At 66.1% G+C, this 17,627-nt stretch carries 10 protein-coding genes; 3 read left to right on the top strand and 7 right to left on the bottom strand.

What is annotated here, in order from left to right; genetic code table 11:
• Nucleotides 1-77 precede the first annotated feature (77 nt).
• Nucleotides 78-1,895, bottom strand: a complete 1,818-nt coding sequence (locus tag ACFJI2_RS20955) for a monovalent cation:proton antiporter-2 (CPA2) family protein (RefSeq protein ID WP_377701714.1) — start codon at nt 1,893-1,895, stop codon at nt 78-80.
• Between the two features lie 205 nt (nt 1,896-2,100).
• Nucleotides 2,101-4,509 (bottom strand): TIM-barrel domain-containing protein, encoded by a 2,409-nt coding sequence (locus ACFJI2_RS20950; protein ID WP_377701713.1) that lies wholly within the window; start codon nt 4,507-4,509, stop codon nt 2,101-2,103.
• A 185-nt stretch (nt 4,510-4,694) separates the two neighbouring features.
• Between ACFJI2_RS20950 and ACFJI2_RS20945 the strand changes: the two genes are divergently transcribed.
• From ACFJI2_RS20945 to ACFJI2_RS20935, 3 genes are all read left to right on the top strand, one after another.
• Nucleotides 4,695-6,056 carry an MFS transporter gene (locus ACFJI2_RS20945; protein ID WP_377701712.1) on the top strand — a complete coding sequence of 454 codons (1,362 nt, stop codon included), beginning with the start codon at nt 4,695-4,697 and terminating at the stop codon, nt 6,054-6,056.
• Nucleotides 6,057-6,151: 95 nt separating this feature from the next.
• Entirely contained in the window at nt 6,152-7,783 is a 1,632-nt protein-coding gene (locus tag ACFJI2_RS20940; protein WP_377701711.1) for an alpha-D-glucose phosphate-specific phosphoglucomutase, read from the top strand.
• A gap of 23 nt (nt 7,784-7,806) precedes the next feature.
• Complete coding sequence (locus tag ACFJI2_RS20935) at nt 7,807-9,486, top strand: alpha-amylase family glycosyl hydrolase (protein WP_377701710.1); 1,680 nt, start codon at nt 7,807-7,809, stop codon at nt 9,484-9,486.
• A gap of 133 nt (nt 9,487-9,619) precedes the next feature.
• On the opposite strand, the gene ACFJI2_RS20930 is transcribed toward ACFJI2_RS20935, so the two are convergent.
• The 5 genes from ACFJI2_RS20930 to ACFJI2_RS20910 form a co-directional block, all read right to left on the bottom strand.
• Nucleotides 9,620-12,355 (bottom strand): alpha-1,6-glucosidase domain-containing protein, encoded by a 2,736-nt coding sequence (locus tag ACFJI2_RS20930; protein WP_377701709.1) that lies wholly within the window; start codon nt 12,353-12,355, stop codon nt 9,620-9,622.
• A gap of 108 nt (nt 12,356-12,463) precedes the next feature.
• Nucleotides 12,464-13,858 (bottom strand): sigma-54-dependent transcriptional regulator, encoded by a 1,395-nt coding sequence (locus tag ACFJI2_RS20925; RefSeq protein ID WP_377701708.1) that lies wholly within the window; start codon nt 13,856-13,858, stop codon nt 12,464-12,466.
• Nucleotides 13,839-15,779 (bottom strand): ATP-binding protein, encoded by a 1,941-nt coding sequence (locus ACFJI2_RS20920; protein WP_377701706.1) that lies wholly within the window; start codon nt 15,777-15,779, stop codon nt 13,839-13,841. Before ACFJI2_RS20920 ends, ACFJI2_RS20925 begins: the two co-directional genes overlap by 20 nt.
• A gap of 210 nt (nt 15,780-15,989) precedes the next feature.
• On the bottom strand, nt 15,990-16,793 hold the full coding sequence (locus ACFJI2_RS20915) for an ABC transporter ATP-binding protein (protein ID WP_049817597.1): 804 nt from the start codon (nt 16,791-16,793) through the stop codon (nt 15,990-15,992).
• 10 nt (nt 16,794-16,803) lie between these two features.
• Nucleotides 16,804-17,625, bottom strand: a complete 822-nt coding sequence (locus ACFJI2_RS20910; protein WP_028833757.1) for an ABC transporter permease — start codon at nt 17,623-17,625, stop codon at nt 16,804-16,806.
• Nucleotides 17,626-17,627: the final 2 nt, after the last annotated feature.

Genomic DNA, 17,627 nt, shown 5'->3' with positions numbered 1-17,627 from the left:
GCCGGGCCAAATCCGGCCTGCCGGGAGTGTAGCGCGGCGCATCCCGGCACGGTGCACGGCTGCGGCCTGGCGCGCCGTCAGGCTTCCGGGATGGTGCTGCGCTCTTCCATGTCGGCCGCCAGCAGCTGGTTCATGCGGTCGCTCGATTCGCGCAGCGCCACCGCGTACTTCTCCTCGTCGCCCCAGACCTTGGCCAGCGCGGTGATCATGTCCTCGTCGTGGCGGCGGAAGCTGGCGCTGGCCTTGGCCGCTTCCTCCGGCGCCACGCCCAGCGCGCGCAGGGCCTTTTCGCCGATGGCCAGGCCGCCCTCGAAGGTTTCTCGCTCCACCACGTGCGCGCCCCGGTCCAGCAGGCGGTAGGCGTGCCGGCGGTCGTAGGCGCGCGCCAGGATGGTGAGGTTGGGGAAATACTGTTTGGCGATTTCCACCAGCGCCTCGGCCTGGTCGCGGTCGTCGATGGCCACGATCAGCAGCTTGGCCTGGGCCGCGCCGGCGGCGCGCAGCAGGTCGAGGCGGGTGGCGTCGCCGTAGTAGACGCGGCGGCCGAAGCGGCGCACCAGTTCCACCTGTTCCGCGCTGGCGTCCAGCGTGGAGATGTTGAACTTGTTGACCATCAGCAGGCGCGCGGCGATCTGGCCGAAGCGGCCGAAGCCGGCCACGATCACGTCCGGCTCGTGCTCCAGCGCGCCCGCTTCCGGTTCCGGCTTGCTGGAAAAGCCCGGGCCGGCCAGGCGGTCGTACAGGATCAGCGCGAACGGCGTGAGCGCCATCGAGATGGCGACGGCGGCCACCGACAGCGCCGAGATGTCGGCCGCGATCACGCCGGATGCCGAGGCCAGGCCCAGCAGCACGAAGGCGAATTCGCCACCCTGGCTGAGCGCCGCGCCGGTTTGCGCCGCCGTGCGGGAGGGCATGCCGAAGGCGCGCATGATGCCGTAGATGACGGCCGTCTTCACCACCATCAGGCCGAACACCATGGCCGCCAGCAGGCCGATTTGCTGCGCCGCCAGCGCCAGGTTGACGCTGGCGCCGACGGACATGAAGAACAGGCCGAGCAGCAGGCCGCGGAACGGCTCGATGTCGCCTTCCAGCTCGCGCCGGAATTCGCTGTCGGCCAGCACCACGCCGGCCAGGAAAGCGCCCAGTGCGGCCGACAGGCCGACCGCCTGCATCAGCAGCGACACGCCCACCACCAGCAGCAGCGCGGCGGCGGTGAAGATTTCGCGCGAGCGGATCTTGGCGATGTAGCGCAGCGCGGGGCGCATCAGGAAGCGACCCACCACGATGACGATGACCACCGCGCCGATCACGGCGGCGGCGTGGACCCAGGCGGGCGAGCCTTTCAGCAGGCCGGTGTCGGCGGCGTTGGTCACGCGTTCGTCGGCCAGCAGCGGCAGCGCGGCGATCATGGGGATGGTGGCCACGTCCTGGAACAGCAGGATGCCTTGCGAGGCGTCGCCGGTGGGGGTCTTGCGCAGGCCTTTTTCTTCCAGTGATTGCAGTACCACGGCGGTGGAGGACAGCGACAGGATGAAGCCCAATGCCACGGCGGCTTGCCAGTCCATGCCGAACGCCAGGCCGATGGCGGCCAGCGCCAGGCCGCTGAGCAGCACCTGCAGGCCGCCCAGGCCGAAGAAGGCGGTGCGCATGTGCCACAGCAGGGAGGGCTGCACTTCGAGGCCGATCAGGAACAGCATGATGACCACGCCGAATTCGGCGAAGTGCATCACCTCGGCCGGGTCGTGCACGAAGGCGAGGGCGGACGGGCCGATCAGCAGGCCGGCCACCAGGTAGCCTAGCACCGAGCCAAGTCCGAGCCGCTGCGCCACCGGCACCGCCAGCACGCCGGCGGTCAGGTAGACCAGGGCCATCAAGAGGAGATTGGAGCCTTCCATCGCAAATCCTTTACTGTGTGAGACAGCAGTATGCGGTGGCGTGGCGGATTTTACAATTGCGCGGGAGGGGGAGGCGGGGCTGGTTGGCGGATTACGCGCTGCGCGCTAATCCGCCCCACGGGATAACGGTACGTGATACGTTTGGGCGTGCGGGCGTAGGGCGGGTTAGCGCGCGAGCGCGTAACCCGCCGATCGCGCCGCCCGCTCAGCGCAGGGCGATGGCGACCGTACTGGCGGCGCGTGCGGTGGCGGGCACCTGCACGGTCAGCAACTGTCGCTTGGCGTCCCAGCCGAACTTGGCCGGCTGGCCTTCCAGCGTCACACCGGCCGGCTTGGCGCCGATATTGTGCACGCTCAGCGTCACGCTGCGTTCCGGCCGCTGATACTGCTTGCCCACTTCGGACTCCAGCGTGATGACCAGCTGCTTGCCGCTGCCGCTGAGCGCGCTGGCGAAACGCACGATCTCGTACTTGCCCTTCGCGTACGCGTCCGGCGTCGCGCCGTCGTCGTCATACAGCTTGCCGCTGCCGGACAGCACGGCCGCGTCATGGTAGTAGTGCAGCTCCAGCTTGCGCGTGCTGTACTCGCGCGTGCTCTGCACCGGCGCCACCATCGGAATGAACGCGCCAGCGCGCACGAACACCGGAATATGGTCCAGCGCCACCGGCACCACGGCCGTGATGCCGCCCGCGTAACGGCGGCCGGTATTGAAGTCGAACCACGCCGGGCTGGTGGCCGGCAGGTAGACTTCCTTGCGGCGTGCGCCCGGTTCAGTAATCGGCGCCACCACGAACTCGTGGCCCCACAGATACGACGACACCAGATTGCGCGCGCTCTCGTTCTGCGGCTCCTCGTACAGCATCGGCCGCATCAGCGGCAGGCCTTGCTGGCTGTTGTCGAAGCCCAGCGTGTAGTTATACGGCAGCATGCTGTAGCGCAGGCGGATGGCTTCGCGCGCCAGCGCCTTGGTGGCTTCCTCGCGGAACACCGGCTCGGACGGCACTTCCTGCTGCGCGTGCGGACGGAACACCGGCTGGAACACGCCATACTGCAGCCAGCGCGTGTACAGCTCATCGTCCAGGTAGGCATTGGCGAAGCCGCCCAGGTCCGAGTGCATATAGCCCAGGCCCTGCATGCCCATCTGCACCGCGATCTCGGGCTGGGCCTTCAGTCCGCCCCAGCTGCGGTTCACGTCGCCCGACCATGGAATCAGGCCGAAGCGCTGCGAGCCAGAGTAGCCGGCGCGCATCAGGATGAAGGGGCGTTCGTTCGGGAAGTCCTTCTGGTAGCCCTCGGCGATCAGGCGCGCCCAGTCATGCCCGTAGGTGTTGTGCACCTGGTCCGCCGTGCCGGTGCCGTGGCGCACGGTGGACGGATGCACTTCCGGTTCGCCCAAATCGCCCCACCAGCCGGCCACGCCATAGTCGTTGCGCAGGCCCTTGTAGATGTTCCAGAACCAGTCCTTGCCTTCCTTCTTGTAGATGTCGATCAGGCCCGTGTTCCCGAAGTAGAAGTCATAGCGCGCCGGGGCGCCGGCCGGGTCGGTGGCCAGCGCCTTGCTGTCCACGGCGTCCTGCCACTTGCTGGAGGTGGTCAGCACGAAGGGCTCGGTGATCAGCACCGTCTTCACGCCCTGCGCCGCGAAGTCCGACACCATCTTCTTTGGCGTGGGGAAGTTATCCTTGTCGAAGGCCAGGTTGCCCATGGTGCCCTTGATGTCCTTGCCGAACCAGTACAGGTCGAACACGATGGCGTCCAGCGGAATCTTCTCGTCGGCGAACTTCTTCACCACGTCGCGCGCTTCCTGCTCCGTGTGATAGCCGAAGCGGCTGGCGAAATTGCCGAAGGCCCAGCGCGGCGGCAGCGGCTGGCGGCCGGTCAGGCTGGTGTAGCTGCCCACCACGTCTTCCCAGCTGTCGCCCGCGATCACCTGGTAGGTCTTGCGGCCGCTGATGGTTTCGTAGGCCAGCGTGTTGTCCTTCTTGCTGTCGAAGTCCAGGTGGCCGATGGCCGCGTTGTCGAAGTGCAGCGCATACATTTTGGACGACATGGCCACCGGCAGCGTGAAGTTCAGCAGTTCCGAGCGGTCGTCGTAGCCGTAGTGCGCCTTGTTATATAAGGTGAAGCGGTTGCCGCGCCGGTTCATGCCCACCGCGCGCGCGCCGGCGCCGTACAGCGCCTCGTCCTTGTCCAGCTCGAAGTCGATCACCTCGGCGCCGTCCTTCTTAGCGTAGCCGCGTTTTTCCATCACCAGCGGCTTGCCCTTGTAGGCATAGGCGATGCGGAACGGCGCCTTCGTCACCGTCACGCTGATGCCGCCCGCCACCGCGTATTCCAGCTTGCCGTCCGCATCTTTCAGCGTGGCGCTGTCCTTGCCCGGCGCCAGCACCACGGCATGCGAAGCCGGCTCGAACGCCTCGCCCTGCGGCACAAACGTGGTTTCAACGATACGCGGCGAGTACGGTTTGATGAGGTATTTGCCGTCGCTGGTTGTAATCTCTAGCTGGTTGCCGTTCAGGGTGGCGCTGTGCAGTTTGCGGTCGGCGTTCTGGGCCAGCGCGAGGGGGCTGGCCAGCAGCAGGAGGGCGATCTTGGCGTAGGTAGGTGTTGTCATATAGTTTTCTGTTATTTGACTACAAAACAGGGTCTCGAAGTGGGCTGAAAGCGGGCTAACCGTCTAATTCTACTATGAGTGTGCGGATTGACACGGCATTATCACCGTGTTACTTTACTACAAAGTAGCGTTAAACATTCCGTCCGGCATCCAGCCAGGACCACAAAAATCGGGGACAGGCAGGTATGCAATCACCATCCATCAAGCCCAGGCTGAGTTTCTGGCAGCTCTGGAACATGAGCTTCGGCTTTTTCGGCATCCAGTTCGGCTTCGCGCTGCAGAACACCAACACCAGCCGCATCTTCGCCACGCTGGGCGCCAGCCCCGACGACCTGCCGCTGTTCTGGCTGGCCGCGCCGGTGACGGGCCTGCTGGTGCAGCCGATTATCGGCTACCTGAGCGACAACACCTGGCACCCGCGCTGGGGCCGCCGCCGTCCCTTCTTCTTCGTCGGCGCCGTACTGGCTTCGCTGGCGCTGTTCCTGATGCCTAACTCCAGCGCGCTGTGGATGGCCATCGCCATCCTGTGGCTGATGGACGCGGCCATCAACGTCTCCATGGAACCGTTCCGTGCCTTCGTCGGCGACAAGCTCGATTCCTCGCAGCAGACCACCGGCTTCGCGATGCAGACCTTCTTCATCGGTTGCGGCGCGGTGATCGCCTCGCTGCTGCCTTACCTGTTTGCCGACGTGCTGGGCGTGAGCAATGTGCCTGTCAACGGCGCCATTCCCGACAGCGTGCGCTACTCCTTCTACGCCGGCGGCGCAGCCTACTTCCTGGCCGTGATGTGGACCGTGCTGACGGCCGACGAGATCCCGCCGGAAAACCTGGAAGCCTTCCGCGCCGAGAGCAAGCCGGGCGTGAGCCATGCCATCATCGAAATCCTGGGCGGCTTCATGAGCATGCCGAAGACCATGGTGCAGCTGGCCTTCGTGCAGTTCTTCACCTGGGTGGCGCTGTTCGCCATGTGGATCTATACCACCAACGCCGTGGCCGACAATGTGTTCGGCACCGCCGATGCGCAATCGGCCGCGTTCCAGGAGGCGGGCAACTGGGTCGGCATCATGTTCGCGGTGTACAACGGCGTGTCCGCGCTGGCCGCCTTCATCCTGCCGATCTTCGCGCGCGCCACCAGCCGCAAATTCGTGCACATGGTGTGCCTGGTGATCGGCGGCGCCAGCCTGATGAGCATCATGCTGATCCACAACCTGAACCTGCTGATCCTGCCGATGATAGGCGTGGGCATTGCATGGGCCAGCATCCTGACCATGCCATACGCCATCCTGGCCGGCGCGCTGCCACCCAAGCGCATGGGCTTCTACATGGGCGTGTTCAACTTCTTCATCGTCATTCCGCAAATCGTCAGCGGCCTGCTGCTGGGCTTTGTCACCAAGCACTTCTTCAGCGGCCACACGGTAAGCACCGTGGCCCTGGGCGGTGCCAGCATGGTGCTGGCCGGCCTGCTGACGATGTTCGTGCACGAACACGGCGCCAAGCGCGCCGCCTTGCCGGACGGCGCGGACGGCGCGGCCAAGCAGCCTTCCTGATCTCATGCGCAGCCGCGCGCCGTTTTGCCGCCAAACGCGGTAAAACGGCGATTGCGCCGCCGCCAGGCGGCAACGATCACCGACGCGGAGCGACCATGGCTATCCAGACTGTTACCACCCATCCCATCCCCGGCCAGCGGCCGGGAACCTCCGGCCTGCGCAAGAAGGTCACGACCTTCAGCCAGCCGCACTATCTCGAGAATTTCATCCAGAGCGTGTTCTACACGCTGGGCGACTGCAGCGGCAAGACGTTGGTGCTGGGCGGCGACGGCCGCTATCACAACCGCGCCGCGATCCAGACCATCTTGCGCATGGCGGCCGCGCATGGCTACGCGCAGGTGCTGGTGGGGCAGGGCGGCATCCTGTCCACGCCCGCCGTCAGCTGCGTGATACGCAAGCGGCAGGCCTCGGGCGGCATCATCCTGTCGGCCAGCCACAATCCCGGCGGGCCGGACGGCGACTTCGGCGTCAAGTACAACATCGCGGCAGGCGGGCCGGCGCCCGAGAGCGTGACCGAAGCCATCTTCCACCACACCGAGACCATCACACAGTACCGCATCAGCGACGCCGCCGATATCGACATCGACACCCTCGGCGCCTCGCAGATCGAGAACATGCGGGTGGAGGTCATCGACTCCGTGGCGGACTATGCGGAACTGATGGCGCGCCTGTTCGACTTCGACGCCATCCGCGCCTTGTTCGCCGGCGGCTTCACGATGCGCTTCGACGGCATGCACGCCGTCTCCGGGCCATACGCCAAAGCCATCATCGAGGGCATGCTGGGCGCGCCGGCCGGCACCGTCATCAACGCCGTGCCGCTGGAAGACTTCGGCGGCCACCATCCCGATCCGAACCCCGTCAACGCCGCCGAGCTGATTGCGCTGATGGCCGCGGCGGACGCGCCCGACTTTGGCGCCGCCTCCGACGGCGATGGCGACCGCAACATGATCGTCGGACGCAAGTTCGACGTCACGCCGTCCGACAGCCTGGCCGTGCTGGCCGCCAACGCCACCGTGGCGCCGGGCTACCGCGATGGCCTGAAAGGCATCGCCCGCTCCATGCCCACTTCGCGCGCGGCCGACCGCGTGGCCGAGGCGCTCGGCATCCAGTGCCACGAAACGCCCACCGGCTGGAAATTCTTCGGCACCTTGCTGGACGCAGGCATGGCCACGCTGTGCGGCGAGGAGAGCTATGGCACCGGCTCGGACCACATCCGCGAGAAGGACGGCGTGTGGGCCGTGCTGTTCTGGCTCAACCTGCTGGCGGCCAGCGGCAAGGGTGTGGAGCAGATCGTTACCGAACACTGGGCGCGCTTCGGCCGCCACTACTATTCGCGCCACGACTACGAAGCCATCGAGACCGAAGCTGCGCGCCTGCTGATGGCCGACCTGCGCATCAAGCTGCCGGCGCTGGCAGGCACGGTGCTCAACGCCCATACGGTCGATTTCGCCGACGACTTTTCGTACACCGACCCGGTGGACGGCTCCACCGTGCAGCAGCAAGGCGTGCGCATCGTGATGAAGGACGGCTCGCGCATCGTCTACCGCCTGTCCGGTACCGGCACCGAGGGCGCCACCTTGCGCGTCTACCTGGAATTGTTTGAACCCGATCCAACGCAGCATCAACGTCCCACGCAGCAAGCGCTGGCAAGCCTGATCGCCGCCGCCGAGAGCGTGGCCAGTATCGCCATGCACACGGGCAGGGCCACCCCGACCGTGATCACATAACCATAACCACAGGACCGAACTGCATGAAACTATCTCCCATCGCATTGTCTTTGGCGCTGCTCGCGGGCAGCATGAACGCACAGGCGGCGCAAGCAGCAAAACCAGCGCCCAAGCCTTTCCTGTGGGAGAACGCCACCGTCTACTTCCTGCTGACGGACCGTTTCAACAACGCCGACCGCAGCAACGACCTGTCCTACGGCCGCAAGGCCGACGCGGCCCCGCAGCGCGGCTACATGGGCGGCGACCTGAAAGGCGTGACGGCCAAGCTGAAGGCCGGCTACTTCGACAGCCTGGGCGTGGACGTGCTGTGGCTCACGCCGCCGGTTGAGCAATTGCACGGATCGACCGACGAGGGCACCGGCAAGTCTTATGGCTTCCATGGCTACTGGGCGAAAGACTTCACTGCGGTCGACGCCAACCTGGGCACCGAAAAGGACTTCAAGGACTTCGTGGAAGCGGCCCACGCGCGCGGCATCCGCGTGCTGCTGGACGTGGTGATGAACCACACCGCGCCGTTTACGGCCGACGAACCGGCGTGGCCTTCGGACTGGGTGCGGCTCAATCCCGCGTGCACCTACAAGGACGTGGCAACCAACGTCGATTGCACGCTGGTGAAGGGCTTGCCGGACGTGCTCACCAACAGCAACGCCAACGTGGCGCTGCCGGACGCGCTGGTGCAGAAGTGGAAAAAGGAGGGGCGTTACGAGCGCGAGGTGAAAGAGCTGGACGAGTTCTTCGCCCGCACCGGCTACCCGCGCGCGCCGCGCTATTACCTGATGAAGTGGCACGCGGACTGGGTACGCAAGTTCGGCGTGGACGGCTTCCGCGCCGACACGGTGAAGCACACCGAGCCGGGGATCTGGAAGGAGCTGCGCACGGTGGCCGTGGCGGCGCACGAGGACTGGAAGCGCGCGCATCCCGGCAAGGCGCTCGGCGATGGCAGGTTCTACATGCTGGCGGAGGTCTACAACTACAACATCGCGCACGGCCGGCAGTTCGACATGGGCGGCGGGGCGCTGGTGGACTTCTATGACAATGGCTTTGACAGCATGATCAACTTCGGCCTGGTGTGGGACGCGAAACAGGATTACGAGACGCTGTTCAGCAAGTATTCGGCGGCGCTGCAAGGCCCGCTGAAGGGTTATTCGGTGGTGAACTACACGGCTTCGCACGACGACGGGAATCCGTTCGATCCGGCGCGCAAGAAGCCGTTCGAGACGGCCAACAAGCTGCTGCTGGCGCCGGGCGCGGCGCAGATCTACTACGGCGACGAGACCGCGCGCCTGCTCGATGCGCCCGGCGCGCAAGGGGATGCCAAGCTGCGCACGTATATGAACTGGGAAGACCTGGCGAAGAACGTCGCGCGGGACGGCTACAGGGTGGCGGATGTGCGCGCGCACTGGGCGAAGCTGGGACTGTTCCGCCATGCGCACGTGGCCGTGGGGGCGGGGCTGCATGAGAAGATTGCGGACCAGCCGTACACGTTCAAGCGCACCTACGAGAAGGCTGGCGTCAGCGACAAGGTGGTGGTGGCGCTGGATGTGCCGGCCGCTGCGCGCAGCACCATCAAGGTGGGCGGGGCGTTCGCGGATGGGCAGAAGGTGAAGGACTACTACTCCGGTGCCAGTGCGGTGGTGAAAGGCGGTGAAGTGACGTTGCCGGTGAAAGGCGGCGTGGCGCTGCTGGGCGCGGCCGCGCGCTGAGGCTGCGGCCGCGCGTTGGCGGGTTACGCGCCGCTCGCGCGGCGCTAACCCGCCCTACGGTTTGCGTCTGCTGCGAAAGTCCGTAGGGCGGGTTAGCGGGCGCAGCCCGCGTAACCCGCCGTGCCCGCGCCGCCTACTCAACAAAGACCACGGCCGTGCGCGCCGGAACGGTGAACCTTCCCGTGGCGCTGTCGTAACGCGCCGCCCGCGCGCGCTGGTCCGCCGCGCCAGCCGCCGTATGCACCGGATGTAGGCGATACTGCTTGCCTTTCTCCCCATCCGCCACGATGCTCTGCTCAACCTTGTCCACGTTGATCAGATACGTCACCGTCTTGAACCCCGCCCCGGCGTAGCCCGCGCCGTCGAGGCGCGCCGCCACCACGGTCGGCACCTGCGCCGACCCCGTATTCAGGAAATGCAGCCTCTCCCTGATATCTGCCGCCGTGCGCATGCGGAACAGCGTGCTGCTGGCCCTGATCTTCAGCAGATCGCGGAACGCATCCCGCGCAAACGCAATGTCGGCCGGCGCAGGCTTGATTGCCGCATTCGCCAGCAATGGCTTCATCAGCGCATAGTCCTTGCCATTGTCCGCTTCCGGCGGCAGCCCCACGCCGTAGTAATTGTCCTGGTAAGACCAGTCCAGCCGGTTGAACCAGTCACCCGACTCAAAGCTGTTCCGGTCCAGCGACTTGGAGCGCAGGATATCGAAGCCCGCGTGATAATAGGCCACGCCCTGGCTGAAGGCATTGATCGCCGCCCCCAGCATCTGCACGCGCGCACGCTCTGCGCTGGTCGTGGCCAGCGGCAGGCGGAAGGCGTTCACGTCGTACATGGTCTGGTTGTCGTGGTTCTCCACGTAGTTCACCACCTCCGACGGCTCGCTCGCATAACCGGCCGGCTGGCCGCTGTAGTCGATCGCTTGCAGCTCCAGCTCCTTGTCCTGCCAGGTCTTCATCTTGTACGTGCGCACACTGCCCGCCAGGCCCACGCGCACCAGGTCCGCCGTGCGCAGCAGGTCTTCCTTCGGACGCTGGCCCGCGTGCGCGTTCGGGTCGTACACCAGGCCGTTGATATAGCCCTGCATGCTGAACATCTTCTCGCCCGAATCACCCGCGCCGCCGCCGCGCACCGCGTCGCGGCCACGGTCGCTGAAGGTGCCGATGCCGCTGCCGTTGAGCGACAGCTGCGACGCCTGCACGAAGCGCGCGCCGTTTTCCACCTCGCCGAAGTTCCAGCCCTCGCCGATCAGGTTCACGCGGCGTCCGGCTGCCTTGTCCACGCGCGCCTGCAGCGCCTCCATCGCCGCGCGCGGCTGATGGCCCATCAGGTCGAAGCGGAATGAATCGATCTTGTAATGGCGCGTCCACAGCTCGGCTGAATCGATCATCAGCTTGGCCATCATCATGTTCTCGGTGGCCGTGTTGTCGCAGCATGTAGAGCGCTCCACTACGCCCTTCGCGTTCAGGCGGTGGTAGTAGCCCGGCACCACGCGGTCCAGCACGGATTTCTCTTCCTGGCCGCCGCGGTAGGTGTGGTTGTAGACCACGTCCATGCCCACGCGCAGATTGGCCTTGTGCAGCGCCATCACCATCTGGCGGAACTCGACGATGCGGCGTGCGCCGTCGGCCGGGTCGGTGGCGTAGCTGCCTTCGGGGGCGCTGTAGTGGTAGGGGTCATAGCCCCAGTTGTAGCAGTCCTTGATGAAGGTGGCGCCAACCAGCGCCTGCTGGCTGTCGCTATCCGGCGCGCCGCTCGGCTGCGGCACGACGCAACCTTTTTCCGGAACGGAGCCGATGTCATACACGGGCAGCAGGTGGATGTCGGTCATGCCGGCGCGGCTCAGCGCGGCCAGGTGCTTCATGCCGTTCGAGCCTGTCTCGGTGAACGCGGTGTACTTGCCGCGATTGGCCTCACTGACGGTGCTATCGTTGATCGAAAAGTCGCGCACGTGCAGTTCGTACACCGACATGTCGGTCTGCGCGGCGACCTTCTTCGGCACCGGCGCCTTGTCCCAGCCTGCGGGCTTCAGCTTGGCCGAGTCCAGGTCGGCGATGTAGCTGCGCAGGGAATCTGTGGTGAGGCTGATGGAATAAGGGTCGGTGACGAGATTGCGCACCAGGCCTTTGCTCGGTGCGACCACGTCCACCACGTATTTGTAGTACTTGCCGGACAGGTTGCTGCGGCGCGAGGCGGACCAGATGCCGGTGGCGGCGTCGAAACGCATGCTGTCCACGCCCGAGGCTTTGCCGTAGCCGTTGTCGTAGGTGCAGACGGATACTTGCTGCGCGGTCGGCGCCCACAGTTTAAAGGCGGTATGGCCTTTGGCGAGCGTCACGCCCAGGTCGGGCGCCTTGTCCGCTGCTGCGTAGATATCGTCCAGCGCCCCCGCGATCTGCAAGGTGGTGGCGTCGCGCACGGTGCCGTCTGCGTTCTCCTGTACCAGCACCAGCTGCTGCTTGAGCAGTGCGGCCAGCCTGGCCTGGTCCGCCGCCGCCACGGCCAGCACGGCACCATTGCCCACATACTTGAAGCGCTGTGCCGCGTCGGCCGGGATGGCGCCGGTATGGACGCTCATCGCCAGCGTGCCATCCGCGCCGTAGACCTTGGCGCCGGCGGCGGCGGCGATCTGGCCGCTGGCCGAGTGATAAAGCTTGAAGGTGCCGCCCGCATCCGCGCCGGGCCACTTGGCCAGTTGGCGGTTCAGCCACACCGCGCGCGCGTCGAACAGATTGGATTTGTTCAGTACCGTTTCAAGCGGCGCATCGCAAGCGCTCAACTGCACCGAGGCCTGCGCCCCGAACGCCGTCAACACCAGCGCTGCACCCAGCGACGCATTTAGCGGCAGGCGTGCTCCCATCTTCCCAGCCATAGACAGTCTCCAAAGTAGTTGGGCTACAAAATTGGCATTTGCAGCTTGAATTTGACCGATATGGTAATCCAATTGCTGTAGCTTTACTACGGATTCCGTTCGGGACGTCTACTTTTTGCCGGGGCTGATCTGGTATTTCTTGAGCTTGTCGTAGAGCGTCTTGCGCGGGACGCTCAAGTTGTCGGCGGCCAGGGCGACGTTGCCGTCGGCGGCGGACAGGGCTTGCAAGATCAGATCGCGTTCGAAATTGTCGACTTGCTGGGGGAGGGAGTCGCCTGCCGCTGCTGCTGCTGCTGCTGCTGCTGCTGCGGTGGCGGTGGCCGTGGTGGTGGCGGCAGCGGCAGCGGCCGGCGGCGCGGTGGTCGCCGGCGCTGGTGCCGGGGAGGGCGCTAGTCCCAGCGTCAGGCGCTCGGCGAAGTTGCGCAGTTCGCGTACGTTGCCGGGCCAGTCGGCGGCCTGCCAGGCGGCCATGTCCTGCGCGCTCCATTGCGGCAGCGGACGCTGGTAGCGCAACGCGGCTTCCTGCACGAAGTGGGCCAGCAGCAGCGGGATGTCTTCGCGCCGCTCGCGCAGGCGCGGCAGGTCGATCGTCACCACGCCGATGCGGTAGTACAGGTCTTCGCGGAACAGGCCTTGCGCGCTCAGTTGCAGCAGGTCCGCCTTGCTGGCGGCGACCACGCGGCAGTCGAGCGCCACGCCTTCATTGCCGCCCAGCCGCTCCAGGCGGCGTTCCTGCAGCACGCGCAGCAGCTTCACCTGCAGCGCCATCGGCATGCTTTCGATCTCGTCGAGGAAGACGGTGCCGCCATTGGCGTATTCCAGCTTGCCGATGCGGCGCTTCTGGGCGCCGGTGAAGGCGCCGGCTTCATGGCCGAAGATCTCGCTCTCGAACACGGACTCCGGCAGCGCACCGCAATTGATCGCCACGAAGTTGCCCTTGCGGCCGCTGGCCGCGTGCAGCAGGCGCGCCATCACTTCCTTGCCGGTGCCAGTCTGGCCGTTGATCAGGATATCCACGCCCGCCGGGCCGACGTTGCGCACCAGGACTTTCAAATGCTCGATGGCGGGCGAGCGGCCGATCAGGTCCGGCGTATCCGGATGCAGGGCGCGCGCGGCGCGCAGTTCGCGGTTCTCCAGCACCAGGCTGCGGCGCTCCTGCGCGCGGCGCACGGCGTCCATCAGACGCTCGGAGGCGAAGGGCTTTTCGATGAAGTCATAGGCGCCGCTTCGCATGGCGGCAACCGCCATGGTGACGTCGCCGTGACCCGTAACCACGATGACGGGCAGTTCCGCGTCCAGGGCGGTCACCTGCGCCAGCAGTTCCAGGCCGGAGCGGCCGGGCAGGCGCACGTCGGTGACTACCACGCCGGGAAAGTCGGCGCGCAGCAGCGGCAGCGCTTCCTCGGCGCTGGCGTAGGCTTGCACGGTGAAGCCGCCCAGTTCCAGGGTCTGCGCCGTGGCCAGGCGCAGCGCGGCTTCGTCTTCAATGAGGATGGCTTGCATGGGTGCTTTCCAGTTGCAGCGGCAGGCGCAGCACGAATTGCGCGCCGCCGCCGGGCAGGTTATGCGCCGTCAGCTGGCCGTTCATCGCCTGCACGATGGACGACGAGATGGCCAGGCCCAGCCCGAGGCCCTTGCCGGACGGCTTGGTAGTGTAGAAGGGTTCAAACAGGTGCGCCGCCACCTGCTCGGGGATACCGCCGCCGCTGTCGCTGATGCGCACCTCGGCATGATCGCCCACGCGCGCCAGCGCGATGCAGACCTGGCGCTGCGGCGCGTCCTCCACCGCGTCCAGCGCGTTGCGCAGCAGGTTGATGAGCACCTGCTCGATGCGCACCGCGTCGCCGGCAACCAGCAGCGGAGCCGCGCCGTCGCCCGCACCGGGGCTGCCGGGGCCTGCGGCGCCGTCGTCACCGCTGCCGCTGAGCGTGTGCCCGCTTGGCGCAGCCGGGCTGGCGCCACCGTCGTCGCGGTCATCGCGGCCGTCGCTGAGCGCGTGCCCGCCTGCCGCAGCCGGGCTGGCGCCGACATCGATCGCCAGCGCCACGCCGTGCCTGCGGAACTCGCTCTCCATCATGAAGGCCGACGCGCGCACAGACTTGGCCAGTTCCACCGAACAGATCGACTCATCCTTGCGCGCAAAGCCCTTCAGCTGCGCGATGATGGCCCCCATACGTGCGCTGGCGTCGCCGATGTGGCCCAGGTTGGCCTCGGCCTGCGCCGGCTGGCCGCGCTGCAGGAAAGTGCGCGCATTGTCCGCGAAGGCGCGGATCGCCGCCAGCGGCTGGTTCAGTTCATGCGTCACGCCCGCCGCCATCTGCCCCAGCATGGCCAGCTTGCCCGCCTGGACCAGTTCATTCTGTGTCGAGCGCAGCATCTGCTCGGTAGCCTTCAGGCGCGCGTACTTGTTCTCCAAGTCCTGGTTGGTCTCGCGCAGCTGCTGCGTGCGTTCCACGATGCGGCTATCAAGCTCGCGCGCCGCCTGCTGCAAAGCCTGGCGCGACTCATTGCGCTCCTCCAGCCTGCGCCTGCGCTGGTGCAGCGCCCACCACGACACGGCCGCGCAGGACAGCAGCAGGAAAGCCGCCAGCGCCCACTGCAAGCCCGCCCGCACCACGCGCGTCTGCGCCGGAAACAGCATCAGTTGCCAACCCAGGCGGCCCACCGGCCGCGACGCGAACTGGCCCGGATGAGCGGGCAACGGCGTCACGGTCTGGCCCATGTACTGCTGCGTATGCGCCAGCTCCTGCATGGTGGCCGCGCTGAGCGGCTGCAGGCTGCGGTAGCGCCACTGCGGCTGGTTGCTGAGGAAGATCACGCCATGGCGGTCCGCCAAAGCAATCGCATGCTCGCTGCTGCGCCAGGTCTGCTCAAAGTCCGCCAGGCTGATTTTCGCCACCACCACACCCGCCACCGGTCCGCCCGCCGTGCCGTTGCGGTACACCGGCTGCGCGATGAAATAGCCCGCCTCGCTGGTGCTGGTGCCGATGCCATAGAACAGGCCCGCGCGGCCATGCAGCGCTTCATTGAAATAAGGGCGGTACGAAAAATTCTTGCCGACGAAGCCGAGCGGCTGGTCCCAGTTGCTGGCGCCCAGTGTGAGACCGGTGCGGTCCATCATGTAGATGGCGCCGACCTTGGCCTGCTGCTGGATGGTTTGCAGGGACTGATTGAGGCGCGCGATGGTCGCCGCGTCTTCTGGATGAGCCAACGCCTGGATCAGGTCCGGCTGGAAGCCCAGCACGAAAGGCAGGGTTTCATACTTCTCCATGGCGGACTGCAGATCCGGCGCCATCAATTCCAGCTGGCGCCGGCCCTGCTCCATCAAATCCGCCTGCGCGCGCAGCATGCCCGCCCAGCCGGCCGCCGCGATCACGCCAGCGGCGCCCAGCAAGGCCAGTACTCTGATCAGTTTTGCGCGCATGGTGCGATTTTACATCGGGGTCAGATCCAGCATCGCGCCACGAGCTCAGCAGCATCTACATCGGGGTCAGATCCGGCATCGACATCGGGGTCAGATCCGGCATCGCGTCACGAGCTCAGCAGCATACGGCTGAGGCCGTGGCGCGATGCCGGATCTGACCCCAGAGGGACGGCTGAGGCCGTGGCGTAATGCCGGATCTGACCCCGGGGGTTAGTCGACGGCGGCCATGCGCATTTCGTCGTTGTGGTGGCGCTGTTGCTCTTCCATTACCAGCATGCCGAGTTCGCGCTTGAGGGCGTTGAATTCGGCGGCGGAGGGGTCGCGCAGGCGCGGCAGGTCGACCATGATGTCGCGCTTGACGGTGCCGGGACGGTAGGTCATCACGACGATGCGGTCGGCCATGTAGATCGCTTCTTCTATGCTGTGCGTGACGAAAATAATCGTCTTCTTCAGCTCGGCCCAGATGCGCAGCAGCTCGTCCTGCAGGTTGCGGCGGGTCAGGGCGTCCAGCGCGCCGAACGGTTCGTCCATCAGCATGATGGGCGAGTCCAGCGCGAGCACGCGGGCGATCGCCACCCTTTGCCGCATGCCGCCCGACAGGTCTTTCGGGAAGCGGTGGCGGAAGTCGCTCAGCGATAGCATGTTGAGCAGCTTCGAGACGGTCTGGTCGATCTGGTCCTTGGACATGCCTTTGATTTCCAGGCCGAAGGCGATGTTCTTTTCCACCGTCATCCACGGGAACAGCGCGTATTCCTGGAACACCATGCCGCGCTCGGGGCCGGGGCCGGTCACGATCTGGCTGTCGGCGGTGATCTCGCCGCTGGAGGGCAGCGAGAAGCCGGCGATGGCGTTCAGCAGCGTGGACTTGCCGCAGCCCGATGGGCCGAGCAGGCAGACGAACTGGCCTTGCGGGATGTCCAGGTTGATGTCCTTGAGCGCCACCACTTCGCGGTCGCTGCTCTTGAATACCTTGTTCACGCCGCGCACGGCGATGTGGCTGAAGTTCTTTTCCATTTTGCTCATCTCAGTTCTCCAGGCCACGGTGCCAGCGCAGCAAATGGTTGTTCAGTTTGTTCATGCCGATGTCGATGAAGAGGCCCAGCAGGCCGATGCTGATCATGCCGGCGATGATTTTGTCGGACCAGAAGTATTCGCGCGCTTCGAGGATGCGGAAGCCCAGGCCGTTGTTTACGGCGATCATCTCGGACACGATCACCACGATGAAGGCGGTGCCGATGCCGATCCGCACGCCGGACAGGATGTAGGGCACGGCCGCCGGCAGCATCACGCGCACGAACATGGTGCGCTGGCTTACGCCGAGGTTGCGCGCGGCGCGGATGTAGATGCCGTCCACCTGGCGCACGCCGGCGATGGTGTTCATCAGCACTGGGAAGAAGGCGCCGATGGCGATCAGGAACACGGCCGGCGCGTTGCCCAGGCCGAACCATAGGATGGACAGCGGGATGTAGGCGATGGGCGGGATGGGACGCAGCAGCTGCATCAGGGGATTGAACCAGGCGTAGGCGCGCTGGCTGGAGCCCATCATGAGGCCCAGCGGCAGCGCCAGGCCGGCGCCGATGGCGAAGCCCACCAGCACGCGGTACATGCTGCCCAGGGTGTCCATCCACAGCTCGCCGGACATGGCCCACGACAGCCACGAGCCGGCGGCCGGGTCGTAGGCCGTCAGCGGCAGCGAGTATTCAAGCAGCTTTTGCACCACCGCCAGCGGCGACGGCAGCACCTGCGGATTGACCCAGCCCAGCATGGCGCTGGCTTGCCACAGCAGCACGACAACGGCCGGCACCACCAGCCCGGTGCCGATTTCCCGCCAATTCATTTTCTTCATGA

Origin of the sequence: Pseudoduganella sp. UC29_71, assembly GCF_042693265.1 — a bacterium.
Classification (GTDB): Bacteria; Pseudomonadota; Gammaproteobacteria; order Burkholderiales; family Burkholderiaceae_D; genus Rugamonas.
This window is presented reverse-complemented; position numbering and strand designations above follow the sequence as displayed.